The organism is Bradyrhizobium sp. Unk1 (assembly GCF_059512345.1).
Genome location: NZ_JCAMOP010000029.1, coordinates 88,274 through 111,546 on the forward strand (window position 1 = coordinate 88,274; position 23,273 = coordinate 111,546).

At 64.6% G+C, this 23,273-nt stretch carries 30 protein-coding genes; 17 read left to right on the top strand and 13 right to left on the bottom strand.

Annotated features, from left to right (window positions below; all coding sequences use genetic code 11):
* Window positions 1-24: 24 nt before the first annotated feature.
* From AC5ZFO_RS31610 to AC5ZFO_RS31620, 3 genes are read right to left on the bottom strand one after another with little or no spacing between them, the layout of a single operon-like run.
* Window positions 25-993 carry a Bug family tripartite tricarboxylate transporter substrate binding protein gene (locus AC5ZFO_RS31610; RefSeq protein ID WP_282524507.1) on the bottom strand — a complete coding sequence of 323 codons (969 nt, stop codon included), beginning with the start codon at window positions 991-993 and terminating at the stop codon, window positions 25-27.
* Window positions 994-1,005: 12 nt separating this feature from the next.
* Window positions 1,006-1,899 carry an MBL fold metallo-hydrolase gene (locus AC5ZFO_RS31615; RefSeq protein ID WP_282524506.1) on the bottom strand — a complete coding sequence of 298 codons (894 nt, stop codon included), beginning with the start codon at window positions 1,897-1,899 and terminating at the stop codon, window positions 1,006-1,008.
* A 3-nt stretch (window positions 1,900-1,902) separates the two neighbouring features.
* Window positions 1,903-3,111: an ABC transporter substrate-binding protein gene (locus AC5ZFO_RS31620; RefSeq protein WP_282524505.1), complete on the bottom strand. Its 1,209-nt coding sequence runs from the start codon at window positions 3,109-3,111 to the stop codon at window positions 1,903-1,905.
* A 167-nt stretch (window positions 3,112-3,278) separates the two neighbouring features.
* Here AC5ZFO_RS31620 and AC5ZFO_RS31625 point away from each other — a divergent pair, with 167 nt between their 5' ends.
* The 3 genes from AC5ZFO_RS31625 to AC5ZFO_RS31635 are packed head-to-tail and all read left to right on the top strand — an operon-like array spanning window position 3,279 to window position 5,362.
* Window positions 3,279-3,977, top strand: coding sequence for a TetR/AcrR family transcriptional regulator (locus AC5ZFO_RS31625; RefSeq protein ID WP_282524504.1), 699 nt, complete (start codon window positions 3,279-3,281; stop codon window positions 3,975-3,977).
* Window positions 3,955-4,506 carry a carboxymuconolactone decarboxylase family protein gene (locus tag AC5ZFO_RS31630; protein WP_282524503.1) on the top strand — a complete coding sequence of 184 codons (552 nt, stop codon included), beginning with the start codon at window positions 3,955-3,957 and terminating at the stop codon, window positions 4,504-4,506. The genes AC5ZFO_RS31625 and AC5ZFO_RS31630 overlap by 23 nt, the downstream gene beginning before the upstream one ends.
* Window positions 4,487-5,362: an SDR family NAD(P)-dependent oxidoreductase gene (locus AC5ZFO_RS31635; protein WP_404979862.1), complete on the top strand. Its 876-nt coding sequence runs from the start codon at window positions 4,487-4,489 to the stop codon at window positions 5,360-5,362. Before AC5ZFO_RS31630 ends, AC5ZFO_RS31635 begins: the two co-directional genes overlap by 20 nt.
* Before the next feature lie 59 nt (window positions 5,363-5,421).
* Here AC5ZFO_RS31635 and AC5ZFO_RS31640 read toward each other — a convergent pair whose 3' ends face one another.
* Window positions 5,422-5,721, bottom strand: a complete 300-nt coding sequence (locus AC5ZFO_RS31640) for a hypothetical protein (protein WP_282524501.1) — start codon at window positions 5,719-5,721, stop codon at window positions 5,422-5,424.
* A gap of 431 nt (window positions 5,722-6,152) precedes the next feature.
* Between AC5ZFO_RS31640 and AC5ZFO_RS31645 the strand changes: the two genes are divergently transcribed.
* From AC5ZFO_RS31645 to AC5ZFO_RS31680, 8 genes are all read left to right on the top strand, one after another.
* A complete protein-coding gene (locus AC5ZFO_RS31645) occupies window positions 6,153-6,395 on the top strand; it encodes a hypothetical protein (RefSeq protein WP_282524500.1) in 243 nt (80 codons plus the stop codon).
* Window positions 6,396-6,411: 16 nt separating this feature from the next.
* Entirely contained in the window at window positions 6,412-6,933 is a 522-nt protein-coding gene (locus AC5ZFO_RS31650; RefSeq protein WP_282524499.1) for a hypothetical protein, read from the top strand.
* 101 nt (window positions 6,934-7,034) lie between these two features.
* Window positions 7,035-7,619: a HutD/Ves family protein gene (locus AC5ZFO_RS31655; protein WP_282524498.1), complete on the top strand. Its 585-nt coding sequence runs from the start codon at window positions 7,035-7,037 to the stop codon at window positions 7,617-7,619.
* A gap of 126 nt (window positions 7,620-7,745) precedes the next feature.
* Entirely contained in the window at window positions 7,746-8,939 is a 1,194-nt protein-coding gene (locus AC5ZFO_RS31660; RefSeq protein ID WP_282524497.1) for an adenylate/guanylate cyclase domain-containing protein, read from the top strand.
* Window positions 8,940-9,640: 701 nt separating this feature from the next.
* On the top strand, window positions 9,641-9,853 hold the full coding sequence (locus AC5ZFO_RS31665; protein ID WP_282524496.1) for a hypothetical protein: 213 nt from the start codon (window positions 9,641-9,643) through the stop codon (window positions 9,851-9,853).
* Between the two features lie 83 nt (window positions 9,854-9,936).
* Window positions 9,937-10,122 (top strand): hypothetical protein, encoded by a 186-nt coding sequence (locus AC5ZFO_RS31670; RefSeq protein WP_282524495.1) that lies wholly within the window; start codon window positions 9,937-9,939, stop codon window positions 10,120-10,122.
* 1 nt (window position 10,123) lies between these two features.
* Window positions 10,124-10,336 (top strand): hypothetical protein, encoded by a 213-nt coding sequence (locus AC5ZFO_RS31675; protein WP_282524494.1) that lies wholly within the window; start codon window positions 10,124-10,126, stop codon window positions 10,334-10,336.
* An 89-nt stretch (window positions 10,337-10,425) separates the two neighbouring features.
* A complete protein-coding gene (locus AC5ZFO_RS31680; RefSeq protein ID WP_282524493.1) occupies window positions 10,426-11,223 on the top strand; it encodes an adenylate/guanylate cyclase domain-containing protein in 798 nt (265 codons plus the stop codon).
* Window positions 11,224-11,276: 53 nt separating this feature from the next.
* On the opposite strand, the gene AC5ZFO_RS31685 is transcribed toward AC5ZFO_RS31680, so the two are convergent.
* From AC5ZFO_RS31685 to AC5ZFO_RS31710, 6 genes are all read right to left on the bottom strand, one after another.
* Window positions 11,277-12,050 carry an amino acid ABC transporter ATP-binding protein gene (locus AC5ZFO_RS31685; RefSeq protein WP_282524492.1) on the bottom strand — a complete coding sequence of 258 codons (774 nt, stop codon included), beginning with the start codon at window positions 12,048-12,050 and terminating at the stop codon, window positions 11,277-11,279.
* Window positions 12,051-12,061: 11 nt separating this feature from the next.
* The gene (locus AC5ZFO_RS31690; RefSeq protein ID WP_282524491.1) at window positions 12,062-12,904 is read right to left on the bottom strand and encodes a transporter substrate-binding domain-containing protein; all 843 of its coding nucleotides are present in this window, start codon (window positions 12,902-12,904) and stop codon (window positions 12,062-12,064) included.
* 25 nt (window positions 12,905-12,929) lie between these two features.
* On the bottom strand, window positions 12,930-13,571 hold the full coding sequence (locus AC5ZFO_RS31695) for an amino acid ABC transporter permease (RefSeq protein ID WP_282524490.1): 642 nt from the start codon (window positions 13,569-13,571) through the stop codon (window positions 12,930-12,932).
* Window positions 13,572-13,580: 9 nt separating this feature from the next.
* Window positions 13,581-14,249, bottom strand: coding sequence for an amino acid ABC transporter permease (locus tag AC5ZFO_RS31700; RefSeq protein ID WP_166082181.1), 669 nt, complete (start codon window positions 14,247-14,249; stop codon window positions 13,581-13,583).
* Window positions 14,250-14,330: 81 nt separating this feature from the next.
* On the bottom strand, window positions 14,331-15,410 hold the full coding sequence (locus tag AC5ZFO_RS31705) for a Gfo/Idh/MocA family protein (protein WP_282524489.1): 1,080 nt from the start codon (window positions 15,408-15,410) through the stop codon (window positions 14,331-14,333).
* A 19-nt stretch (window positions 15,411-15,429) separates the two neighbouring features.
* Window positions 15,430-16,263: a sugar phosphate isomerase/epimerase family protein gene (locus AC5ZFO_RS31710; protein WP_282524488.1), complete on the bottom strand. Its 834-nt coding sequence runs from the start codon at window positions 16,261-16,263 to the stop codon at window positions 15,430-15,432.
* 213 nt (window positions 16,264-16,476) lie between these two features.
* On the opposite strand from AC5ZFO_RS31710, the gene AC5ZFO_RS31715 reads away from it, so the two are divergent.
* Window positions 16,477-17,145 (top strand): TetR/AcrR family transcriptional regulator, encoded by a 669-nt coding sequence (locus tag AC5ZFO_RS31715; RefSeq protein WP_282524487.1) that lies wholly within the window; start codon window positions 16,477-16,479, stop codon window positions 17,143-17,145.
* Window positions 17,146-17,179: 34 nt separating this feature from the next.
* Here AC5ZFO_RS31715 and AC5ZFO_RS31720 read toward each other — a convergent pair whose 3' ends face one another.
* The 3 genes from AC5ZFO_RS31720 to AC5ZFO_RS31730 all read right to left on the bottom strand — a co-directional run bounded on the left by AC5ZFO_RS31720 (window position 17,180) and on the right by AC5ZFO_RS31730 (window position 19,973).
* Window positions 17,180-17,623, bottom strand: coding sequence for a DoxX family protein (locus tag AC5ZFO_RS31720; RefSeq protein ID WP_282524486.1), 444 nt, complete (start codon window positions 17,621-17,623; stop codon window positions 17,180-17,182).
* Window positions 17,624-17,702: 79 nt separating this feature from the next.
* Complete coding sequence (locus AC5ZFO_RS31725) at window positions 17,703-18,440, bottom strand: SDR family oxidoreductase (RefSeq protein ID WP_282524485.1); 738 nt, start codon at window positions 18,438-18,440, stop codon at window positions 17,703-17,705.
* 126 nt (window positions 18,441-18,566) lie between these two features.
* On the bottom strand, window positions 18,567-19,973 hold the full coding sequence (locus AC5ZFO_RS31730; RefSeq protein WP_496122982.1) for a DHA2 family efflux MFS transporter permease subunit: 1,407 nt from the start codon (window positions 19,971-19,973) through the stop codon (window positions 18,567-18,569).
* Window positions 19,974-20,207: 234 nt separating this feature from the next.
* Between AC5ZFO_RS31730 and AC5ZFO_RS31735 the strand changes: the two genes are divergently transcribed.
* From AC5ZFO_RS31735 to AC5ZFO_RS31755, 5 genes are all read left to right on the top strand, one after another.
* The gene (locus tag AC5ZFO_RS31735; RefSeq protein WP_063986663.1) at window positions 20,208-20,516 is read left to right on the top strand and encodes a hypothetical protein; all 309 of its coding nucleotides are present in this window, start codon (window positions 20,208-20,210) and stop codon (window positions 20,514-20,516) included.
* 20 nt (window positions 20,517-20,536) lie between these two features.
* Window positions 20,537-21,427: a sigma-70 family RNA polymerase sigma factor gene (locus AC5ZFO_RS31740; protein WP_282524483.1), complete on the top strand. Its 891-nt coding sequence runs from the start codon at window positions 20,537-20,539 to the stop codon at window positions 21,425-21,427.
* A gap of 162 nt (window positions 21,428-21,589) precedes the next feature.
* Window positions 21,590-22,099, top strand: a complete 510-nt coding sequence (locus AC5ZFO_RS31745; RefSeq protein ID WP_282524482.1) for a DUF2867 domain-containing protein — start codon at window positions 21,590-21,592, stop codon at window positions 22,097-22,099.
* A gap of 250 nt (window positions 22,100-22,349) precedes the next feature.
* Entirely contained in the window at window positions 22,350-22,616 is a 267-nt protein-coding gene (locus tag AC5ZFO_RS31750) for a DUF3551 domain-containing protein (protein ID WP_282524481.1), read from the top strand.
* Between the two features lie 245 nt (window positions 22,617-22,861).
* A complete protein-coding gene (locus AC5ZFO_RS31755) occupies window positions 22,862-23,134 on the top strand; it encodes a hypothetical protein (RefSeq protein ID WP_282524480.1) in 273 nt (90 codons plus the stop codon).
* Window positions 23,135-23,273: the final 139 nt, after the last annotated feature.

Sequence of the window (23,273 nt, forward strand, 5' to 3'; positions counted from 1 at the left end):
CCCGCGCTCCTGTTGTCGTGTTGCTCACTTGACTTCGATCCCCGCATCCTTGGCAACCTGCTTCCAGGCCGCGATGTCGCGGGCGTTGATGTCGCGCTGCTCGTCGCCCGGCACGAATTGAGGCGTGATGCCGAGCCCCAGAAGCTTCTCCTTCACCTCGGTATCGCCGAGCGCGTCCTTCAGCGCCACCGACAATTTCTGTGCGATCGGCGACGCGAGACCCGCAGGCGCATACATCGCCCAGGACAGGCTGCGGTCGAACGGTACGCCCTGTTCTTTGTAGCTCGCGATATCGGGCAGGCTTGGCGAGCGCTCGCCACAGGCGGCCAGCGCCTTGATCGAACCGTCCTTCACCAGCGGCGTTGCGGTCGCCACGTCGAGTGTCGCCAGCGAGATGTGGCCGCCGAGCAGGTCGCCGGCGAGCTTTGCGATGCCGTTGAACGGCACGTGCTCCATCTTGATGCCGGTCTGCTGCATCAGGATTTCCGCGCAGAACTGCCCGGTCGACCCGATGCCCCAGCTGCCATACTGGATCGCCTCGCCCTTCTTGGCCAGTGCGATCAGGCCCTTGATGTCATTGGCGGCAAAACCCTTGGTCGCCACCAGAATGATCGAGGAGACGCCGACGCGCCCGATCGTCGTAAAATCCTTGATCGAATCGTAGGGCAGTTTCGGATAGATCGCCGGCGCCAGCACATGCGTGGTCATGCCGCCGACGGTGATGGTGTAGCCGTCATTCGCAGAAGTCGCGACCATTTGCGTGCCGAGCGTGCCGGCAGCGCCGGTGTGGTTCTCGATATAGATGCTCTGTCCGAGCGTCTTGCCCATCTTGTCGGCGAGCAGCCGGCCGACGACGTCGCCGCCGCCGCCGGCCGCGTAGGGCAATAGCATCCTGATCTTGCGTGTCGGGTAGACGGCGGGATCTTCGGCGTGCGATGGCAGCGCCATCGACAGCAATGCGAGAAACGAAAGCGTGACGGTGCGCTGCATCATGATGGCATTCCCCTAATCCTCGAAACGAAATCTGTAGGCATGGCCGTGCCGGATCACGCGCCCGGCGGTCGGCGCTGGAAAATGGCCGGTGAGGAGATAGCTCGGCGTGTCCGCGAGCTCTTCCAGCAGCGCCATCCGCGTCGCGACCGCGGCGGCCGGATCGACGTCGGCGGCGTTCGACAGCCACGGCGCGGCGCACTGGATGGGATGGTGGATGACGTCGCCCGACATCACCGCATGATCGTGGCTGCCATTGAGGTGGATCTGCATGTTGCCGGCGGTGTGGCCGGGTGCTGGGGCGAAGCGCAGGGCGGCGTCGCGATCGTCGAACAGGCGATGGTCGGTCTCGACCAATTCGGCGAGGCCGGCGGCGACCACCGGCAACACGGAATCCTCGAACGAGCCGTGGTTCACGGGGTTCTTCGGCGCGGCATTGTGCGCTGCCTCGAAGTGACGATATTCGGCGCGTGCCATCAGATAGCGCGCCCTGGGGAAGGTCGGTACCCAGCGGCCGTCCACGAGGCGCGTGTTCCAGCCGACGTGGTCGACATGCAGATGCGTGCACATCACGAAGTCGACCTCTTCAGGGGCGACGCCGAGCGCCCGCATGTTTGCGAGGTAAGGCTGGTTGAGGTTGTTCCACACAGGAACGCGCGGCCGGGGCTTGTGATTGCCGCAGCAGGTGTCGACGATGGCGGTCCAGCGCGGCGTGCGGACGAGATAGGAGTGGTGGCTGAGGATGAAGCGGCCGGTCTCCGGCTCGATATAGCGATGATCGAGCCAGCTCCGGTTCTCCGCGATCACGGCGTCGGTGACGTTGGCGAACAGCCAAGTCTTGTCGAAGGCAAGCGAAGGGATCTCGCTGACGAGATCCACCCGCATGCTGCCGATCTTGACCTGCCGCATGCTTTAGTTCTTCAGGAGGTCGCCGAACGGCACCCAGCGCGTGCCGTCGAAGCGGATGAGCTGAAGGCTCGTCATCGGCGTGTAATGCTCGGGCGAATTGTTGACCGCTGTGCCGTTGATCAGCATCGGCAGGCGCACGTTTTTGAGCGTCGTCGCCTGCTTCATCACATTCGCGCGGGTGAGGTCGTTTCCTGAGGCCTTCAGCACTGTCACCAGCGTCTGCGCGATGGTGTAGCCATAGACATTCAGCCAGTCGCTCTTGTTGGCGTCGGGCAGGTACTTGTCCATGAACGCCAGCCATTCCTTATAACCGGCATCGTCCTTCGATGCGGGATCGGTGGCGTCTTTCAGGTACTGGCTGGAGATCACGCCGGTGGAATTGTCCTTGCCGGCCGGCTCCAGCACGCCGCTGATCGAGGCCGAGACGTTGGAGATGATGGTCGTGGGCTTCCAGCCGATCTCGCCGATCTTGCGGATCGCCTGCGCGGCAAATTTCGGCGTCGCCGCCACCAGCACGACCTCCGCGCCGGCAGTCTTCAGTTGCAGGATTTGGGTGTCGACGGTCGGTGCCGAGGTCTCGTAGGCCGCGCGCGCGACAATGGCCTCGCCGCTGCCGAGCCCTTCCTCCAACGCCTTCAGATAATCCTTGCCGAGATCGTCGTTCTGGTAGAGCACGCCGATCTTCGCATTGGCATGGCTCGCCTTGATGTATTTGGCGTAGGCGATCGCCTCGTCGCGATAGGTCGGCTGCCAGCCGACGGTCCACGGAAAGTTCTTGGGATCGTCCCATTTCGCGGCGCCAGAGCCCAGGAAGAGCTGCGGCACCTTGCGGTCGTTGAGATATTTGTGCACGGCGCTGTTGGTCGGCGTGCCAACGCCGCCGAAGATCAGCAGCACCTCCTCGCTCTCGACCAGCCGTCGCGTCTGCTCCACCGTCTTCGGCGGGCTGTAGGCATCATCGGCGATGATCATCTGGATGCGGCGCCCGTTGACGCCGCCGTCGTCGTTCACCTTGCGGAAATAGGCCTCCGCCGATTTCGCGATCTGCGCGAAGGCCGAGACCGGTCCGCTCAGCGGCGCCGTGGTGCCGATCTTGATCGTCTTGTCGTCGGCGCCGGGATCGTACTTGCTTTGGGCAGAGGCGGTGCCGGCTGCGAGCAGCGGCAACAGGATGCAGGCCGCACGAAGGCAAAGGCGGGCAAAGCGCGCCATGAGGTCGTCTCCCCAAAATCGCTCTCCGCCTCTCATTGGAGCGGAGTTGAAACGCGAGAACAGCGCCCGAAGCGGACTTGCGGGCCGCGATCGTTGCCGCCAGACTGGCGAAACGAACGATCGTTCGTACGGTTGACTAGCGAACGATCGTTCGTTAGTCAAGCCATATGGCTGTCCACACCTCCAGCGCGGCGGAAGCGGCTGCGCCCACGACCCGCGAGCGCATCCTCTCCGAAGCGCTCAATCTGTTCGCGCAGAGCGGCTATGGCGGCGCCTCGATGCGCGAGCTTGCACGGCGCGTCGGTATCCGCGAGAGCAGCCTCTACAATCATTTCTCCGGCAAGGCCGCGATCCTCGAAGCGATCGTGGCCGAGCACGGCCCCGCCAGTTCGGCGAGCCGATTGGAAGAGCCGCGCTACAAGCAGCTCGCGCGCCAGCCCGCTGCGTTTTGCCGCCAGTTCGCGCTTGATCTCGTCGAGCAATGGTCCGACCCGCGCGAGCATCAGTTCCAGAAAGTCATCACGGCCGAGCGTAACCGCGTGCCGGGTATCCGCGCCAAATTCGCCGACCATTTCTACGCGCGCGAGCAGAGCATGATGACCGATTACTTCCGCGGCTTTGCGCTTGCGGGCTTGGTCAAGACGCCCGATCCCCGTGAGACCGCGCGGTTGTTCGCGGCCGGCCTGATTTATATCCGCCTCGAGCATTACGTGATGGGCGCGACGCCCTCGCCACGGCCGAATGTGATCGAGGCGATCGACCGCTATCTCGCCTTCTTCCTGTCGCTGATTGCGGCGGGCAACGACGAAGACAACAAGAAACGAAAACCCAAGGGAGAGACGCGTGGCAAGGCTGCCCCTGATTGATCCGGAGACGACGGGCGGCGACATCCGCGCCTCGTTCGACCGCATGCCGGTCAAGCTCAACATCTTTCGCATGATGGCCCATGCCGAGGCCAACATGATCCCGGCGATGCGGCTCGGCAATTCGATCCTGCACAAGCAGAAGCTTTCAGCGGTCAACCGCGAGCTGCTGATCCTCCAGGCGGCGCAGCTCGAAGGCGGCGCCTATGAATGGCGCCAGCACGTGCCGATCGCGCTCGGCGTCGGCTGCACGCAAGGCCAGATCGATGCCGTCGAGCGCAGCGACTACGATGCCGCCGCGCTAAGCGAGGCTGAGCGTGCCTTGCTGAAGTTCGGCCGCGAGGTGGTGGAGAATGTTCGCGTGCCCGAGGCGACCTTCACTGTCGCGCGAAAACATTTCAGCGACCAGGAGATCGTCGAATCCATCGTCGCACTCGGCTTCTACATGATGATGGCGCGCCTCACCGAGGCGACCGAGACCGATCTCGATCCCGCGGCCGGCATGAAGGTCTATGACGGCGGCAGGAAGTAGGGCGGCTGAGATGGCGGAAATCGAGAGCAAGCCGGAACGCTACGTCCGTCCGCCGAGCGCGGAGTCATTGGGCGAGGCGCCGGGCAGGGAGCGCCTGAAAGGGCGCCGCATCCTGATCGTCGGCGGCGGCCAGCGCGTGTTCGATGCGGCCACCGATCCGATCGGCAATGGCCGCGCCATGAGCATCTTGTGCGCACGCGAGGGCGCGAAGGTGGCGGTGGCCGACCTTAACCACACCTCTGCCCGGCAGACCGTCAAGCACATCACCGACGAAGGCGGCGAGGGTTTTGCCATTGCGGCCGACGTGACGTCGGAGGCCGACGTCCAGGGCATGATCGAGGAGGCTCATCGCGCCATGGGCGGCCTCGACGGCATGGTGCTGAACATCGGCACCTTCGGCAAGACTGGGCTCGACGCCGTTAGTCCCGAGGAGTGGAACAGGATCTACGACGTCAACGTCCGCGGTCCCATGCTCTGTTGCCGCGCGGCGATGCCGAAATTCGACAATGGCGGCGCCATCGTCTTCATCTCCTCGATCGCCGCGCTGAAAGCGGGATCGCAGATGGCGGTGTACGACTCTTCAAAAGCCGCGCTCGGCGGCCTGATGCGCAACATCGCCCATCTCGGATCGCGCCGCGGCATCCGCGCCAATCTCGTCTATCCCGGCCTCGTCGATACCCCCAACGGCCGCGAAGCCGGCGCCGGCCGCCCCTCGCGCGGCAAGGGCCACGTCCCCTTCGGCCGCCAGGCGACTGCATGGGAGATCGCCTATGCCGTACTGTTCTTCCTGTCGGATGAAAGCGTCTACGTCACCGCGCAAACGCTCGCGGTCGATAGCGGCCTGAGCGGGATGTGAGACGCCAGCGCAATCCGGCGCCGCGGGATTCGATGCCCCGACGAAGCAGAACTTTTGCTTTATTGCGGTGAGTCCGCATTCGTCGGAGTTTGCGATGCGCTCATCTGCTCGAGTGCTTCCAGGAGGGCCTCGCAGGCCCGCTCGGCCTCGGCGAAGGTACTGAAGGGGGAGCCGCCAAGCTTGATCGCGGACTTGTTTTCTTCGACGGGTCGCCATGAGGCAACCAGGCCCGGCTTTCCATGAAGGCCAGGACCGGTGCGGCTTTCGTTACTGATCACAAACGAAAATCCGCTGCTGCACGCCATCCAGATTTCAAGTGCGTTCACCGGAGTCTCGACGCGAGTAAAATGCAGGGCCATGTCTCTCTCCAGAGTTTGCTCCGCAGAATTGGCCACGGGTGCAAGCCATCAGTGCCTACCTGTGCGAATCCCGGGCAGCCGCAAGATCCGAGTTCTCTGATCCCTCGGCTCGCCATGCCGTCAAATCGCCCGGGAGCAGAATGGGATCGCTCTCAACCCGCTTGTTGCGGCTGACCCCTAAGCCAATGAGTCCGCCCAATACCAACGCGGAGCCTGCAATCATCAACCAGTACGGCAAGTTGAACACGGGCATTGCAATTCTCCCACTCAGAGGAGCGCGTTACGCAATTGCCTGGCCGAAGCGCGAGCCGAATACCTTCAGGTAAGTGTCTGGATTATGCGGCACTCCAAGCTTCGTGCAAGGTACCCAAAAGGGGTAGATTTCTGACCTAAATTGCCGCCGGCGGGGGCAAGGGGAAGCGGCCGCTCAGTTGGCCGACGCCAGCTTCCATAATCCGGGAGCACAACCTCATCGCGCGAGCTGCCCCGAGATCGCGTTGCGCTCCATCCGGGACGAACTCAGGCGCGAGCGCCGCACAATCGCGCGACGGGATGAAACTGCCGGGCAATTTTTGCAGCGTTGTGCGAAGTCCGCGCGCTACGACAAGGAAAGCCGACGGAAATCAACTGCGCTTTCGCTGGCACAAGAATTGCTGAATGCTTCCGCGCAATGATCACAGGAACGAAGCCGTGACCAACGTCAGGTACACCGTCCCGCCGAACTGGACCGCAGGCTCCGACAAGACAGGCGCGAGCAAGAACAAGAATCCGAACGATCCGAACATGCTGACGACGGGCGCCTATGGCAACGCGTTCGAGCTGTTGCTCGACAATCGGACCAACAGCGACGGCACCACCACGGAGACGCTGACCTACAAGAGCTACAGCGGCAAGACCAACGGCAGCTTCTCCGCCACCGCCGAGACGGGGACGGGAGCCGATCTCGGCAGTGCCTACCAGGCGCTGCTCGCCACGCTTCAGGCCAATGGCGAGATGGACGACAAGACCGCCGCGCAGCTCGACGACGCCATGGGCCAGCTCGACACCAAATCCGAGAGCGGCGCCAAGGATGCCGAAGTGTCCGGCGGCGGCCTGCTGGTGCAGTCCGGCGGCCCGGTCTATTTCAACGGCATCTCCGCCTATCAGAACCAGTTCGTGGATTCGCTCGTCAACGAGCTGAGCACCAGGCTGAACCTCGACGCCAAGGCGTGACGGCAATTCATCGCTGGTGAAACCGGTTGGCAAAGCCGGCCCAACCCGCGCATGATGCGCGGGCGATCTCGGCCACATGCCTTCCCGGATAAACTCAAGACATGAAAACCACGCTGCTGAAGTCCGAAGACTACACCCGCTCGCCCTGGAAGAACGGTGGCGGCATCTTCACCGATATCGCGGATGCGCATCGCGCCGACGCGCCGGCGAAGGATTGGGACAGCCTGCTCTGGCGCTTTGCGTCCACGCCGATCGTGGCGCCCGGTCCCTTCTCCTACATGCCCGGCATCGACCGGCTGCAAATGGTCGTCGGCGGGCACGGGCTCGTGCTGAAGTCGCCCAGCCAGGACTTCGACGAGCGCGAACCTTTTACGACGGTGCGCTTCCCGGGCGAGCTCGAGATCGTGACCGCACTCGAGGCGGGTCCCGTCGAGGTCGTCAACCTGATGGCCCGACGCGGCGCGGCGGAGATCGAGCTGCTGGCACTCAGGGAACCCGGCGAGCGGCCTTTGTCCGCCGGCACGCATCTGGTTTACGCGGTTTCCGGCGATTGCAGCATTCGTCTCAATAGCGAAGATATTGTCATCCCCACCGGCTGCACGCTGAAGGTCGAGCTGACCGAGGCGTCCAGGTTGGGACTCGTCTCGGGGCTGGCGGTGCTGGGCTCGATTCAGCTCGTCGGCTAGATCGCAACCGCCGGGCGAATGCGCATAATCCATGCACCTGGCTAGGTTGACGCCGCGGCGCCGGAACACGATATCTGCCCTGATCATGCGGACCGCCGCGCAAGCCACGATATGAACGGGCAGGATATGACCGCGCCAGACCAAAATCGCCCCACCACGCTGTCCGACGGCGTCGTCGACTGGCTGACCAACGGCACGCGCGACGAGCGCTTCATCGACAACATCTTTGCCGAGATGTGCATCCGCCTCCAGCAGGCGGGCATTCCGCTCAAGCGGTCGACGATGCACGTCCGGATCCAGCATCCACAATGGCTCGGCGCCGCCTTCATGTGGTTGGATGGCATGCGCGAGGCGAAGATCTCGCGGGTCGACTTCGACGTGCTCGAGCGATCCGAGTTCATCGGCAGCCCTGTCAGCGAAATGCTGGACGGTGCGAGCGAACTCCGCGAGAACCTCGAAGGCGATCCGTCGCTCGGCCGCAGGCACGCGGTCTATGACGAGATGCGCGCGAAAGGTCTGACCGACTACGTCGCCTGGCCGCTCCATCACACACTCGGCAAGCGCCATCTCGTCACCTTCGCGACCGATCGCCCCGGCGGCTTCGACGACGCGCATCTAGTTGCGCTCAAGAACCTGCTGCCGGTGCTGGCGCTGGTCAGCGAGATCCGCATCAAGAACCGTCTGGCGCGCACGCTGCTGGAGACCTATGTCGGGTCGCATGCCGGCGAGCTGATCCTGGCCGGCGCGACCCGGCGCGGCACCGGCACCACCGTGCGTGCCGCGATCATGATCTGCGACCTCCGCGATTTCACGAAGATCTCCGACAACTGGCCGCGCGATGACGTCATCGATCTGCTCAACGACTATTTCGACGCGATGTCGGAGCCGATCGTGCGGCACGGCGGCGAAATCCTGAAATTCATCGGCGATGGCCTGCTCGCCATTTTCCCGCTCAGCGAGCCCAGCGCCTGCGCAAATCTGCTTCGCGCCGTGACTGAAGCCCGGCAGGCCATGGCTGCGCTGAACGAACGGAACAACGGGACCGGCCGCGCGCCGCTGAATTACGGCATCGGCGTCCACGTCGGCGACGTCATGTACGGCAATATCGGATCGTCCAGCCGGCTCGATTTCACCGTCATCGGTCCCGCCGTCAACATGGCCTCCCGTCTCGAAGCCCTGACCAAGCAGCTGGGACGACCGGTGCTGCTCTCGCGCGCGTTCGCCGAGCTGGTCGAGCGGGAGTTCGAGCTCGAGCATGTCGGCAAATACGAGGTGCGCGGTTTCAGCGATCCGATCGAGCTGTTTGCGTTTCACGGTTGAGGCGGGATGCTCGTCGCCGCCGGATCGTTGAAATCTCGCTGACGCAAGATCGTTGATGACCCGCGCGCCGCCAATTGCGCGGCGTGCGGAGAAATCCCGCCCCTCATTGGCAACGCCGAGCTTGCCATCGTCCCGCACACGCCGGCGGTCCCCGAACGGTCGCCATCGCTGCCCGTCATGGCCTCGATGTGCCGTGATTGACGGTGCATGCGTCCGTCGCTGTGACGTCGATCCTGTTCCGGAATCGGGCGATCGCGCAAAACGCACAATTGCCGGGGTACGTCCGCTGCACGCGACACAAGTCGTGCTTATGGGCAATTCGGACGCGTTGTTGAAAGATATGTTCGCGCAGGACGGCTAGGTTGGCTTCACTGGCGGCGTTGCGATTGGTGCCGCAAGATTTGGTCGAGGACAGTCGATGCGGCTGCCTCGATGCAACAGAAAAGGTGATCGACACATCGGACGCGACCACAAGAGGAGACGCCAATGCCAAACTGTTCCCAAGTTTCTGGAAGTCGAACCGCTCGCTGTGCCGCGTGCGACGGCAAGTTTGGCCTGGTCCGCTACTACTCTTGGCGAAAGCCCCTTTGCTCGAAAAAGTGCGTCGAACGTTTGGCGGCACGCCGGCAGGGTGAGCGCGACTGGTTTGGTCGATTTCCGTCAGTTGTCGACATGTTCTCAGAAAACCGCGCGAGGCGCCTATGACCATGCAGATGTCACAACGAGGAAAGGAATATCTCGAGACGGCGCAGAGCCTGCTGCGCGCGGCCCGGACCATGACGGACATCGCGGTCGCGGCCCGACTCGAGATGCTGGCCAATGACTATCAGCGGCGCGCCGAAAAGGCATCAAGCGTCGATGCGGCGAGGTCATCGGCGCGTTCGGCCGGCACGCGATACGAATCGTACCCGTGATTGCGGGTTGCGCGGCGAGCCGGTCGCCCAACCAGGGCAGGGCCGTCTGGTCAGTTTCCTCTCTTGCCACCCGTGGAGCCGATATGGGCGAAGTTGTTCGACTGGTCACAAGGGCCGAGCGCGAGCGTGCGCGGCTGATCCGCGAAGCACGCGCCATTTATGACGCCGTGTTTCCGCCGGCCGATCCCGACGGCGAGCGGCCCGTCGAGCCGCGGTCGACCACTCGGGCGGCGACGCAGAGCCCGAGCACGTCGAAGGAGCTCTTGTGACATGATCAAGATCATTGCCGTGCTCTGCAGCCTCGCGTCGCCGACGGATTGCCGCGAGCAGATCGTCACGACCTCGGATTTCGCTGACGTGACGATGCAGTCCTGTCTGATGGGAGCGCCACAGCTTGCCGAATGGATGACGCAGCACCCAGCCGAACGTCTTGCGGCGTGGCGCTGCTCGATCGGCAAGCAGGAGGCGCGCAGGGGAGCGTAGGGTGCGAGGAGCCCTGTTGCCAATATAGGAATGTGCGAATACGTTGGTCCCAGGTCCGCCCAAACGTTCCTTCGACTGGCCGCGCGTTCATGCCAAAATTCCTTCGCATCGGAGTCCATCAGTCGAACGTATCGGGATACACGTCGAAGGCGTGGTGTGTCAGGCGCGTCGGCTCGGCGGTTTTCCTGAAGTGGGGCGCCGTGGAGGTCCAAGGCACCGGCGCCGGGCGCAAGGTCTACTGGACGCGCACGCCGCAGGAGAAGACGATTCGGTGCGGCACGGCGCAACGTGCCCAGGATTACGCAAAGGCCGCGATCGGGCGGCGACGTAGCCATCGCTATGAGCCGCTGGCCGGAGTTATCGCGCTCCAGCGCCGATCCGCCGAGCGCGGCACCGATCTCAAGCAGGCGCTCGCCACCATCCTGATCGTGGATATCGTCGGCTCCACCGCAAAGGCCGCGAAGCTCGGCGATGCGCGCTGGACCAAGGTGATGGGCCACTATTACGCAGCCGTCCGCAAGGAGCTGAAGAGCTCGCGCGGAAAGGAAGTCGTGACGACGGGCGACGGCGTGCTGGCGACGTTCAAGGCGCCGGCTGCCGGGATCAGCTGCGCGACCGCGATCCAGAAGGCCGTGCGCACGCTGGGGCTAGAGATCAGGGTCGGCCTGCATGCGGGCGAGTACACGATCAGCGGCGGCGAAATGGTCGGTCTCGCCTTCCATATCGGCACCCGCGTCGCCGCGAAAGCGCGGGCCGGCGAAGTGTTGGTCTCGAGCGCGGTCAAGGATTTGCTGAAGGCACAATCGACGATCAGCTTCAGGGATCACGGCATGCACCAGCTCAAGGGCGTGCCGGAGCGGTGGAGGCTGTATCGGGTAGAGGCTTGAGGCGTCCGGCAAGGGTGGACACCGGTCCGCCGTCGTGCTGCGCCGGCACGGCTTCAATGATGCGGCAGAATTTCGCCGAGGAATTTTTTGGTGCGCTCGTGCTGCGGGGCCTTGAAGAAGATTTCCGGCTCCGCCTCCTCGACGATCCGTCCCTCCGCCATGAAGATCACGCGGTCGGCGACCTGCCGGGCGAAGCCCATTTCATGGGTGACGCAGATCATGGTCATGCCGTCGGTCGCAAGCCCGATCATGGTGTCGAGCACCTCCTTGACCATTTCGGGGTCGAGCGCCGAGGTCGGCTCGTCGAACAGCATCACTTTGGGCTCCATGCACAGCGCCCGGGCGATCGCCGCGCGCTGCTGCTGGCCGCCGGACAATTGCGCCGGGTATTTGTCCGCCTGGTTGAGGATTTTCACACGGTCGAGCAGCCGCCGCGCGGTCTCCTCCGCCGCCGGGCGCGGAATGCCGCGAGAGCGGATCGGCGCCAGCGTGCAGTTCTCCAGCACCGTCATGTGCGGGAACAGGTTGAATTGCTGGAACACCATGCCGACCTCGCGGCGCACCGCATCGACGGCCTTGCCTTGGCTGCCCAGATGGACGCCGTCGACGACGATCTCGCCCTTCTGGTAACTCTCCAGCGCATTGATGCAGCGGATCAGGGTGGATTTGCCTGACCCGGACGGCCCGCACAGCACGATCTTCTCGCTTGCACGGACCGCCAGGTTGATGTCGGTCAGCACCTGGTACGTGCCGTACCATTTGTTGACACCGCGCATCGCGATCATCGTGTCCGCCGTGATTGCGACCGACTTGGCTGCGACCGACATGGCACTCTCCCTTAGCTGACGGTGAAGGGGATTCCGGGAATGCTGTCGGGAAAGGCCGGCAGCGGGTTGTTCATCCACTTCGGATAGATCCTGGCCCATTCACCGCTGGCGATGATATTGTCGATGAAGCCGTTGACGAAGGCGTTGATCTCCTTCTCGCCGAGCCGCGTGCAGGCGCCGTTATAGAGTTTGGTGAATTCGAGCTTGTTCTCGTAAGTGCCGGGTTTGGATTCGTTGAGGCGTGGAACGTAGAAGATGTTGCCGCCCACCGCCTGCACCTGCCCGGACAGCAGCGCCTGCATGGTCGGCGCATCGCCGTCGAAGCGGCGGATGGTGGTGCCGGGCGGCGCTGCCTTGGTCACGTCGGTGTCCTGCACGCTGCCGCGCGCGACGCCGATGACGTATTTGCCCATGTCGGCCGGCGATTTGATCTCCATCTCCTTCGGCGCGATGAAGGTGATGATGTTGGCGCCATAGGGCTTCGAGAACTGCACCGCCTTGGCGCGCTCGGGCAGCATCGCCATGGTCGCAAACAGGATGTCGACGCGTCCCGACGTCAGCGCCGGGATGCGATTGGCGACGGCCAGCGGTGTGAATTCTGTGGCTACGCCGAGCTCTTTTGCGAACAGCTCGGACAGGTCGGCATCGAGGCCCTCCTGCTTGCCCGAGGAATTGACGAACCCCCAGGGCGGATTGTCGCCCTGGATCCCGATCAGCACCTTGCCGCGCGCCTTGATCTCCGAAGGCGTCACCGCGTAGGCGGCGCGCGACAACACGAACGGCGAGGCGATCGCGGCGGCGCCGAGCGCCAGCATGTGGCGGCGATTGAACCGGGTTGTCCTGCTCTTGGTCATCATTCCCTCCTCTGTGTTGAATTCCTCATCGTGCGGCGGTGACGAGCCGCCGCTCCAGCCACGCGCCATAGAGCGAAAGCGGCCAGCACAGCGCGAAATAGAGCGCGCAGACCAGGCCGAGCACGAGCAGCGGCTTGAAGTTCTGGTTGGAGACGATGGTCCCGGCGCGCATCAGCTCGGTGAAGCCGATGATGGCGGCAAGCGAGGTGCCCTTGATCAGCTGCACCAGGAACCCGATCGTCGCGGGCAGCGAGATGCGGATCGCCTGCGGCAGCACGACATCCTTCATCCGGTCGAGATAGCCGAGGCTGAGCGCCTTGGCGGCCTCGACCTGGCCGCGCGGCACCGCTTCGATCGAGCCGCGCCAGATCTCGCCGAGAAAGGCGCCGGCATGCAGGGTGAAGCCGATCGAGACGGAGACCCAGGGATCGAGCTTCAGCCCGGCGAGCGCGAGCCCGTAATAGACGACGAACAGCTGCATCAGCAGCGGCGTGCCCTGGAACAGCGCGATGTAGGCGGCCGCGCCGCGTTCGAGCCAGCGCCGGCCCGACGTACGTGCCAGCGCGACGCCGAGGCCGGCGACCGAGCCGAGCGCGAAGCCGATCGCGGACAGCGCCAGCGTCCATTTCAGGCCGCTGAGCAGGAACAGGAACTGGTTCTTGTCCATGCGCCGTCCTCACTTCACGGGATAGAGCAGGAAGCGCGCGTTGATCCGCGCGAACATCTGCATCAGCATCCACGACATCGCGAGATAGAGCAGCGTGACGACGCCATAGACCTCGAAGCTGCGGAACGTATTTGTCTCGATCGCCTGTCCGACCGAGGTCAGCTCATAGGCCGAGATCGCCGATGCGATGCTCGTCGTCAGCGTCAGCATGATGAACTGGCTGGTCAGCGAGGGGAAAATCGCGCGCAGCGCCGGCTTCAGCACGATCAGGCGAAAGATCAGCGTCCGGCTCAGGCCGAGTGCCAGTCCCGCCTCGACCTGCCCCTTGTTGATCGACTGCACGCCGCCGCGAATGATCTCGATCGCATAGGCGCCGCCGTTGACGCCGAGCGCGATGATCGCGGTCAGCGTCGGATCGAGGCGGATGCCGACCATCGGCAGCGCGAAGAAGACGAAGTAGATCTGGCCGAGGAATGGCGTGTTGCGGATCGCCTCGACGAAGGCGATGACGAGCCAGCGCAGCGGCGCGAGCCGGGAATCGCGCAGCAGCACGCCGCCGATCCCGATGATCAGCGCCAGCACCATGCCCGACAGCGCCAGGCCGAGCGTGCCGGCACAGCCCCAGAGTAGCTCCGGCAGGCCCTCGATCACGGGTCCGAAATCGAACTTGTAGTTCACCTCGCTCCTCCCTCCGGGCCGCCCTCTTGGCGTGGCCGGGCCGCCCTCTTGGCGTGGCTTGGCCCGTTCGCGTCTGTCCGACTAGGTCGTTGCCTGCTCGCCTTGCCCGAGCGCCGCGTAGCGCTCGCGCAGGTCGATGCGCCGTCGCGCAGTCGCGGCCTCTGCGATCGCGAGCGTCACCAGCAGGCTTCGTGCGCCGTCCTCGACCGGTTGCAGCGATGGCGTCACGCCGCGCACCACGTCGCGGAAATGATCGAGCTGCGCGACGTAAGGATCGATCGACGCCGCATGATTGGCCTGCGCCCGGATCGGCCTGTTCCAGTCCTGCGCGCCGCCTTCCTGTGTCCATTGATCGAGACTTGGGAATTCGATCGCGCCGCGGCGGCCCATCAGGCGGTAGCTGCTCTGGCCGCTGAACGGAAACTCCGGCGCCTCGCCGAGACCCTGTTCCATCGTCCATGGCGTCACCGCGCAGTCGCTGAGGAAGAACGTCCCGAGCGCGCCGTTCTCGAACTCGAGCAGTGCGGCGGCGGTGTCCTCGACCGCGAAGCCGCGCTGCCGGTTCGCGGCGATGGCCTCCACGGCGACGATCTCGCCGACCGCAAAGCGCAGGAAGTCGATCTCGTGGATCAGATTGATCAGGATCGGCCCGCCACCGGCTTGCGACCGCCAGGGCGCCGCCTTGAAATAGTCGGCCGGCTTGTGCGTGGCCCAGATCGCCGAGACGCCGACGACATCTCCGATACGGCCCTCGCCAAGCAGCGCCTTGAGCGCCTTCACCTGCCTATGATGGCGACGGTGATGCCCGACCAGCGACCGGATGCCGGCTTTGCGGACCTCCGCGATCAGGCCGGCGGCGGTCTCGAGCGTATCGGTGACCGGCTTTTCGATCAGGATATGGATGCCGGCCCGCGCGCATGCGATGCCGTTCTCGGCGTGGAGCTGATTGGGCGATGCGATGATCACGGCCTCGGGCCGCGCCTCGTCGAGCAGCTTCCGGTAATCCGCGAAGACGCGTGCGCCGGGCTGCTCGGCTGCGACCTGCTCGGCGTTGACATCGGCGATGCCGGCGAGCTCGTAATCGCCGTGCTCGGCCAGCTTGCGCAGATGCTTGCGCCCGATCAATCCCGCGCCGATCACGCCAATCCTGATTTTTGTCATCTCGTGCATTCCGTTGGGTTTAGGCCCAGCCGTGACAGTCGCGGCGTCTGGCGCCGCGAGCGTGGCCTTCGAGCAGGTTCCTGGTTGCATTGAACGCCGTGGCGATCCGCTCTCTTGCGTCGAGCGCCGGCAACGGCATCTCGACGCTGAGAGCGGCATCAGTGGGCAGTGCCTCCAGCAGTGCGCCGAGGGGCAGAGCACCGTCGCCGGGCGGTAGCCGTCCCGCGCGCGCCTCGGCGATGACGGCCGCGTCCGTTGCCGGCGCTTCGGCGGCGGCATCACAGAGTTGCGCGGCGCGAAGCCAATGGTCGGGAAGCGGGATCAGATCGGCGGCGCGGCCGCCGGAGCGCGCCAGGTGCAACGCGTCGACCAGGATGGAGCCGTTGGTCTGCCCTGCGTCGCGGATGACCGCCGCGGCCTGCGCCAAATTGCCGATCGCGCGCCAGCGCATGAATTCGAGGTCGACGCGCAAGCCGAAGGAGCCGGCGAGTTGACAGAGCTCGGCGAAACGCGCGCTGAGCCGGGACCGATCCGGATCGTCGCCCGAAGCGATGATCGCGGTGGCGCCGAGATCGGCGCCGGCTTCGAGACAGGCTGCGAGCGAGGAGATGTCGATGGCGGGCTTGAGCTGGACCAGCTCGATGTCGCTGACCCGCACGCCCTCGCCGTCAAGCACGCGCTTCAGCGCGCGGTGGGCCTCGGTGCCGACCTGCGTCGGATAGGCCGGCCCGTCGATGGTTGCCGGGATGAAGCGTAGCGCGACGGCGGCAAACCCGGCCCGCGCCGCCTCGGCAACCAGCGCCGTGGGCGCAAGCTCCAACGCGGTGAGGTGGGCAAGGCCGAGCGCGGTCATGGCCTGCGTCCCTGCACGGGCATTCCCGGCAGTCGCTGCTGTCGGGAGCTGGCGCGGCGGTCGCCGATCAAGCGCATGTGTCTCCTCCCTCCTAATTAATCCATAGGTTAATTGATAATTATCCAATCGGATAATTGATGTCAAGTGCCCGCGATTGCGCTATGGAGGAAGGGCGAGGCCGCGACAGGCCGCCGCGAAGGACCAAAGGGCCAGATGCCAGGTGTGAAGAAGCAGCCCGTCCGGGCGGCGAAGCCGGTGCCGATCAAGCGGCGTGACCGCGAGCGGACGCGGCAGGAGATCCTCGACATCGCCTTCGAGGAGTTCGCCGAGAACGGCTTGTCCGGCGGCAACACCGACGCCATCGCCGCCCGCGCCAACATCACCAAGCGGCTGATCTTCTACTACTTCAACTCGAAGGAAGAGCTGTTCACCGCGGTGCTGGAGATGGCCTATGCGGAGATGCGCGCCGCCGAGGAGGATCTGCATCTCGAGGCGCTCGAGCCGGAGGCTGCGATCCGCCGGCTTGCCGAGTTCACCTTCGATTTCCACCAGGACCATCCGCAATTCGTCCGCCTCGTCAGCATCGAGAACATCCATCGCGGACGGCACATGGCCATCAGCCGCAGGCTCAAGGAGATGACGCAGCCGAGCATCAGCCAGATTGCCAAGGTGCTGGAGCGCGGCGCGGCCTGCGGTGCGATCCGGCCCGGCATCGATCCGGTCGAGCTGCACATGACGCTGAATGCGCTGAGCTTCTTCGCGGTCGCCAACCGTCACACCTTCGAGGCGCAATTCGCCTTCGACATGTCCTCGCCGAAGGCGAGGGCGCAGCGCCGCGCCGAGATCGCCGATCTGCTGTGGCGTTGTGTGCGGGGGGATTGAACGGCGGGAGCGGGCAGGGCCGCCCGGCGTGCCTTCAAAGCTCCCGTCCAATCAAGCGGTCCGCGGAAAATCGCCCGCCGCCTCGAAACGACATGTGCAGGGCAACGAGGCCCATCAGGAACGGGTACTCCATGCCGCGATCGATCCAGGCCCATTTGGGGTAATGGATCAGGCAGATCATCGCCATCTGCACGGCGACCATCGGCGCGACGAGGCGAGTGAACAGCCCCGCGGCGAGCATGATGGCCCCGATGGTTTCCAGCAGCATCACGAAATAGCCGAACGCCACCGGGGCCGGAAAATGCAATGAATTGGTGATGAAATTGATGGAGCTCGCGAACGGATTGGCCATGGCGCCGTGGGACTCGCCGAGCAGTTTCGGCAAGCCGTGCGTGAACAGGATCAATCCGAAGGCAACGCGCAGAACCGCATAGGAAACGGGATTGGCGATCTCGTAGACATTGCGCAAGCCAGGCAACAGCAGGACGCGGGGCTGCGCCGCGGAGCCCCGCCCGTGATCGCATCGCTCATGGTCATGATCTCCAGACGATGCGGCTTCAGATGATGCCGCCATTGGCGCGCAGGATCTGGCCGTTGATCCAGCCGCCGTCGGGCCCGACCAGGAACGAGATCGCGCGCGCGATGTCGTCGGGTTCGCCGAGACGATGGAGAGGCGTCCGGTCGATGATCGGCGAGATGTTGTGCTGGTTGGCGTTGTGGAACAGCTCGGTGTTGACGGGGCCCGGCGCGATCGCGTTGACGGTGATGCGCCTCGGCCCCAATTCCTTCGACAGGATGTGGGTGATTGCCTCGATGCCGGCCTTGGTCGCGGCGTAAGCTGCATAGGTCGGCTGATAGAGGCCGACCACGCTGGTCGAGAAATTGACGATCCGGCCGCCCTCGCGCAGCCGCTTCGCCGCTTCACGCAGCGCATAGAAGGTGCCGGTGAGGTTGATCGCGATGGTCTGGTCCCATACCTCGTCGGAGGTCTGGGCCAATGGGGCGACCTTCATGATCCCGGCATTGTTGACGAGCACGTCGACGCCGCCGAACGCCGTCTCGGCCGCGTCGAACAGCGCGCGCACGTCAGCCAGCTTGCTGATGTCGGCCTTGACCGCAATCGCCGCCCCGCCGGCGGCCTTGATCTTCGCCACCAGCGCCTCGGCCGGCGCAGCGCCGCTTGCATAGTTGACGACGACAGCGAGGCCGTCCCGCGCCAGCCGCTCGGCGACCGCGGCGCCAATGCCCTTCGAACTGCCGGTGACGATGGCCGTGCGTGGGTGTTGGATGGTCATGGTGGGTCTCCCTGTCTGGTGAGGGAGATAATAGGCGGGCAGTATGGTTGGATAATCTCTCCGGAATTGGCTTCACTGTTCGATTAGGGCGAACAGTGAATGGTGCGGTATCCGCCGCTGTGCGCGTCACGCATCTTGCTGCGCGGCTGCGCTGGCGATCCGTCGCCGTGCCGGCAGGAAAAGCCCCGCAATCGCGCCGGCCAGCGACAGCGTTGCGGCGAGGCTCATCGCGGCGGCAAATCCGCGCTCGAAATGCGCGGCCGAATCGACTCCGCCGTTGGCCGAGAAGCTCGCCACCAGTGCAGCGATGCCGAACATGCCGCCGAGGAAGCGGCCCATGTTGAAGATGCCGGACACTTTGCCCATTTCTGCCACCGCGACCGAGCTCAGGACGGCGTTCTGCGCCGCCGGCATCGCCATCGAGACGCCGACGCCGGCCAGCACTAGCGGAGCGACGAGAGCGGAGTAGGCAACCGCGGGGCCCACGATCGCCGCGATCCAGCCAAGACCGATCGCCTGCATCAGCAATCCCGTCACCACCAGCGGCCGCTCGCCGAACCTGTTGACGACCGCGCCGGCGATCGGGGCGGTGACGAACAGCGTCGCGGTCCAGGGCAGCAGGCGAAGTCCGGCGCCGAAGGCGTCGAAGCCCAGCGCGGTCTGCAGGAACTGCGGCAGCAGGAACAAGACGCCATACATCGCGGCGTAGAACAGGACGCTGGCGGACATGCCGGAGGCAAGCGCCCGCGATGCGAACAGCCGCATCGGCACCATCGGCGCGGCCGCGCGCAATTCCCAGAGCACGAAGCCGGCGGTGAACACCAGGCCTGACATCAGCGTGCCCATGACTTCGGCGCTCGCCCACCCCACGGCGTTGCCGCGCAACAGGCTCCAGACCAGCGCGAGCGCCGCGAGGGCGACGAGCGACAGTCCGGGGATGTCCAATGCGGCAGCCGGTCGGAAGCTTTCGCGCAAGCGTGCCAGCACGAGGGCGATCGCGATCAGGCCGATCGGCAGGTTGATCCAGAACACCCAGCGCCAGCCGAAATGTTCGGTGATGAAGCCGCCGATGGCGGGGCCGATGATCAGCGCGCAGCCGGTGATACTGGCGAAAATGCCGAGCGCGCGGGCGCGCTCCTCGCGACCGAACGTGCCGCTCAGGATCGCCATCGCCAGCGGCATCACCAGCGCGGCGCCGGCGCCCTGCAGCGCGCGGGCGGCGATCAGCGCGGTGGCGTTGCCGGCGAGCGCACAGGCCGCCGATGCAACGACGAACAGGGCGATCCCGGCCGCGAACATGCGGCGGCGACCGAAGCGGTCGCCGAGCGCGGCGCCGGTCAGGAGCAGCACGGCAAAGGTCAGGTTGAAGGCGTTGACGGTCCATTGCAGCGTCTCGACCGGGCTGCCGAATTCGGCGCGGATGGTCGCGAATGCCGTCGTAATGATCATGGCGTCCAGCGCCATCATGAAGGATGCCAGCGCCGTGACGCCAAGCACCCAGTTCTTCTCGGCGCGATTGGTCGGGGTCTGCATCGCCCTCTCTCCGTGTGTTGCGCCACCCTGTCGCGGCGCGTTCTGCCGGCTAGACGAGGCCGGAGGGGCAAAGGATGCGCCCCGAAATATTTTTTTCCGGGCCGCATCCTTCGCCGGCCGCCAAACGTCCTTGGGGATGACGCGGCCATTGACGCGAGCTTGATCCGGAAAAGCGGGGCACCGGTTGTCTGGGAAAGCCATGCGGGAGGTCGCGACATGAGCAGGGAGCGCGCGATGAAAAGGACGTTGATCAGGTACAAGGCCAAGCCGGAGCTGGCCGACAGGAACGCCGAGCTGGTTTCGGCCGTATTTGCCGAATTGAAGGCGGCCGGGCCGGACGGCGTGCGCTATCTGACGCTGCGGCTGGAGGACGACACCTTCATCCATCTGGTCGAGGCCGCGGCCGAGGACGGCTCGAGCCCGATCCCGAAACTGAGGGCGTTTCAGGCGTTCCAGGACGGCATCCGCGACCGCTGCGCCGAGCCGCCGCTGGTTCGTGATGTGAGGATCGTCGGCAACTACCGTATGCTGGACGAGTCCTGACCAGGCGAGTCGGAGGAACAATGGCGCCAGAGCCACTGGCCACCATCGATATCGAGGCGCTGCTGGCGCGGATGCGGCCGAAGCTGCATCGCTACTGCGCGCGCATGGTCGGCTCGGTCATCGACGGTGAGGACGTGCTGCAGGATGCGCTGATCAAGGCGATGGGAGCGCTGCAATCGGTCACGCCCGCCGTCAATACGGAGGGCTGGCTGTTCCGCATCGCGCACAACACCGCGCTGGATTTCCTGCGCCGCCGCAACCGGCAGGAGGCGCTGCATTCGGCTGAGGAGGTGGAGATGATTGCCGACCAGCTCGATGACGTGGAAAGCCGCCAGATCGCTGCGACCAGCCTGCGCACCTTCATGCGGCTGCCGGTGGCGCAGCGGTCCAGCGTAATCCTGATGGACGTGCTCGGCTGCTCGCTTGCCGAGGTCTGCGACATCATGGATTTCAGCCTGCCGGCGGTGAAGGCCGCGCTGCATCGTGGGCGCACGCAGCTGCGTGAGTTCGCCGGGGAGCCGGACGACGCGCCGCAGCCGGGCCTGTCGGAGGCCGACCGCACGCGGCTCAACGCCTATGTCGGCCGTTTCAATGCCCGCGACTTCGACGCGATCCGCGCCATGATCGCCGATGACGTCAGGCTCGAGCTCGTCAACCGCACCAGGCTGAATGGCAAGGCCGAGGTGTCGCGCTATTTCGGCAATTATTCGAAGATCAGCGACTGGCACCTGGTGACGGGGCAGGTCGACGGACGTCCCGCGATCCTGGTGTTCGATCCGAACGAGCCGAGTGGGCGGCCGAAATATTTCATGCTGTTGAACTGGTCCGCCGACAAGCTCGCCACCATCAGGGATTTTCGTCACGCAGCCTACGTTATCGATGATGCGGAGTGCGTGGTGGATGGAGGTTGAGTGTACGTGGCCGGCAGCGTGGTCTGCGCTTCAGTTTCAATGACCGCTGAGCGGGAAGGGGGCATCGACCTGCCCAGTGGCCTCGCCGCTTGTTGGTGAGGCTAGCCGGTGCTATTGGTCTCCACCACCTCTTCGCTTCCATTCAGTCCGGGCGGAACATCTATGGCGCGCGTTGCTCGAGTGGATTTGCCCCAACATTCGGTGCTCGAGCCGCTCTACGCCAATGCGGGCTTCGCTGACGCATTCGCGATCGATCTGCCGAGCCATGCGACGGGCGATGCCGAGCGCCTCGCCACCCATATGCTGATGGGTCAGCCGCGGTGGGTTGGCTGGCTAGTGGCTCTAAGGGACACTTTGGTTGCGGGGTTTGGTCTCAAGACATCGTCTGAGTTGCGCGATGACGTTGCGACCGACAGGATCGATTTCTTTCGGGTCTACGATCGGCGTCGTCATGAGATTATTCTTGGTGAGGACGATCGCCATCTCGACTTCCGTTTGTCCGTTCTGGTTGAAGAGTCCGCTTTGTGCCGCCGACTGGTCGCCACAACGGTCGTGACCTTCAATCATTTGGGAGGGCGGGCCTATATCGCGGGAATCGCGCCATTCCATCGCCTGATCGTAAAGTCGTCCTTGCGTCGAGCCGAGCGATCGGGCTGGCCGCCTGAGCTGTAAGATCGCGCGCCGGCCGGCTGGACCAAATTCGGTACGTGCTGGGTCGGCGACAAGCCCGCCACCATCAGGGATTTTCGTCACGCACCCTGCGTTATCGATGGTGCGGAGTGCGTGGTGGAGCGGAGCACGGGCGTGCCGCCCCTGTGGCACATAACAGCGATTTAATCTCTCCGCCTGCGAAGCATTCGAGATCTGAAGCGTTAGCTCACGAGAGTTCTCGCATCCAGCGAGCGCTACACAGGAGTTCCCCATGCATCGTCATCTTGCCATCGCCGTCCTTGCGGCCGTTTCCGCCCTGACCGTCGCGGCATCCTCTACCGCCGCGTCCGCAACCGAGGTGCAAGACAATTATTGCCTGCAGGGCCGCCAATCGGGCTACCCCGGCAATTGCGAGTTCTCCACCTATGAGCAGTGCCGTGCCACCGCGAGCGGCACCAACGAGAGCTGCGGTATCAACCCGATGCGGGCCTATGCCCCGCAGCAGCAACGGCACGTGCTGCATCGCAGCCGGGATTGAGCGGCAAGCGATGAAGGGCGCCGGCGACGGCGCCCTTGTTCGATGTGGCTGCTCCATCGAAAAAATCCGCAATGCGTCGGGACGCGCGGGCGGCCCGTCGATGGCAAGCAATCCAGCGTTGTCCTCATCATCTCCCGAAATCGCGAAAGACTCGATGCGGCCCTCGATAGCAGACATCGGGACGGCCGCAATCGCGGTGACCGGATTATGCGAGTAACCTCGCGATCGGAGAGGCGAGCGTGATCATGTCCAGGTTCCTGCAATGGTTCTTTCGGAATCGCGAAACCGGTGACATCACGATCGCCCAGGTCCCCAACCTCGTTCTCTGGGTCGTCATCGTGGCCGGTGTCCTGCGCTGGGTCTGGCAGCCGCCGGGCACTGCCGCTATTGCCCTGGACATCGTGTTCAAAGGCGGCCTCATCATTTGGGCCCTCGACGAGATTTTCCGCGGGGTGAACCCATGGCGGCGCTGTCTTGGCGGAGCCGTGCTGGCTTATGAGCTCACGACCTTTCTGTGATGGATCGCCCAGAATACTGCACGAGGCTTGATATTGCCGGCCGGAATACCAGTGGCTTCATGGTGCGGGCTATTACGGTGACAGTGCTTGACTGCACCCCGTAAGATATTTGACCTTGTGAAAGATAGAGCTGGTTAGG

Excerpts from the sequence above, each read along its gene's own strand:
- AC5ZFO_RS31610 (WP_282524507.1), bottom strand. The coding sequence starts at position 993 with ATGATGCAGCGCACCGTCACGCTTTCGTTTCTCGCATTGCTGTCGATG.
- AC5ZFO_RS31615 (WP_282524506.1), bottom strand. The coding sequence starts at position 1,899 with ATGCGGCAGGTCAAGATCGGCAGCATGCGGGTGGATCTCGTCAGCGAG.
- AC5ZFO_RS31620 (WP_282524505.1), bottom strand. The coding sequence starts at position 3,111 with ATGGCGCGCTTTGCCCGCCTTTGCCTTCGTGCGGCCTGCATCCTGTTG.
- AC5ZFO_RS31625 (WP_282524504.1), top strand. The coding sequence starts at position 3,279 with ATGGCTGTCCACACCTCCAGCGCGGCGGAAGCGGCTGCGCCCACGACC.
- AC5ZFO_RS31635 (WP_404979862.1), top strand. The coding sequence starts at position 4,487 with ATGACGGCGGCAGGAAGTAGGGCGGCTGAGATGGCGGAAATCGAGAGC.
- AC5ZFO_RS31640 (WP_282524501.1), bottom strand. The coding sequence starts at position 5,721 with ATGGCCCTGCATTTTACTCGCGTCGAGACTCCGGTGAACGCACTTGAA.
- AC5ZFO_RS31655 (WP_282524498.1), top strand. The coding sequence starts at position 7,035 with ATGAAAACCACGCTGCTGAAGTCCGAAGACTACACCCGCTCGCCCTGG.
- AC5ZFO_RS31660 (WP_282524497.1), top strand. The coding sequence starts at position 7,746 with ATGACCGCGCCAGACCAAAATCGCCCCACCACGCTGTCCGACGGCGTC.
- AC5ZFO_RS31665 (WP_282524496.1), top strand. The coding sequence starts at position 9,641 with ATGACCATGCAGATGTCACAACGAGGAAAGGAATATCTCGAGACGGCG.
- AC5ZFO_RS31670 (WP_282524495.1), top strand. The coding sequence starts at position 9,937 with ATGGGCGAAGTTGTTCGACTGGTCACAAGGGCCGAGCGCGAGCGTGCG.
- AC5ZFO_RS31675 (WP_282524494.1), top strand. The coding sequence starts at position 10,124 with ATGATCAAGATCATTGCCGTGCTCTGCAGCCTCGCGTCGCCGACGGAT.
- AC5ZFO_RS31680 (WP_282524493.1), top strand. The coding sequence starts at position 10,426 with ATGCCAAAATTCCTTCGCATCGGAGTCCATCAGTCGAACGTATCGGGA.
- AC5ZFO_RS31685 (WP_282524492.1), bottom strand. The coding sequence starts at position 12,050 with ATGTCGGTCGCAGCCAAGTCGGTCGCAATCACGGCGGACACGATGATC.
- AC5ZFO_RS31690 (WP_282524491.1), bottom strand. The coding sequence starts at position 12,904 with ATGACCAAGAGCAGGACAACCCGGTTCAATCGCCGCCACATGCTGGCG.
- AC5ZFO_RS31695 (WP_282524490.1), bottom strand. The coding sequence starts at position 13,571 with ATGGACAAGAACCAGTTCCTGTTCCTGCTCAGCGGCCTGAAATGGACG.
- AC5ZFO_RS31705 (WP_282524489.1), bottom strand. The coding sequence starts at position 15,410 with ATGACAAAAATCAGGATTGGCGTGATCGGCGCGGGATTGATCGGGCGC.
- AC5ZFO_RS31710 (WP_282524488.1), bottom strand. The coding sequence starts at position 16,263 with ATGACCGCGCTCGGCCTTGCCCACCTCACCGCGTTGGAGCTTGCGCCC.
- AC5ZFO_RS31715 (WP_282524487.1), top strand. The coding sequence starts at position 16,477 with ATGCCAGGTGTGAAGAAGCAGCCCGTCCGGGCGGCGAAGCCGGTGCCG.
- AC5ZFO_RS31725 (WP_282524485.1), bottom strand. The coding sequence starts at position 18,440 with ATGACCATCCAACACCCACGCACGGCCATCGTCACCGGCAGTTCGAAG.
- AC5ZFO_RS31730 (WP_496122982.1), bottom strand. The coding sequence starts at position 19,973 with ATGCAGACCCCGACCAATCGCGCCGAGAAGAACTGGGTGCTTGGCGTC.
- AC5ZFO_RS31735 (WP_063986663.1), top strand. The coding sequence starts at position 20,208 with ATGAAAAGGACGTTGATCAGGTACAAGGCCAAGCCGGAGCTGGCCGAC.
- AC5ZFO_RS31740 (WP_282524483.1), top strand. The coding sequence starts at position 20,537 with ATGGCGCCAGAGCCACTGGCCACCATCGATATCGAGGCGCTGCTGGCG.
- AC5ZFO_RS31745 (WP_282524482.1), top strand. The coding sequence starts at position 21,590 with ATGGCGCGCGTTGCTCGAGTGGATTTGCCCCAACATTCGGTGCTCGAG.
- AC5ZFO_RS31750 (WP_282524481.1), top strand. The coding sequence starts at position 22,350 with ATGCATCGTCATCTTGCCATCGCCGTCCTTGCGGCCGTTTCCGCCCTG.
- AC5ZFO_RS31755 (WP_282524480.1), top strand. The coding sequence starts at position 22,862 with ATGTCCAGGTTCCTGCAATGGTTCTTTCGGAATCGCGAAACCGGTGAC.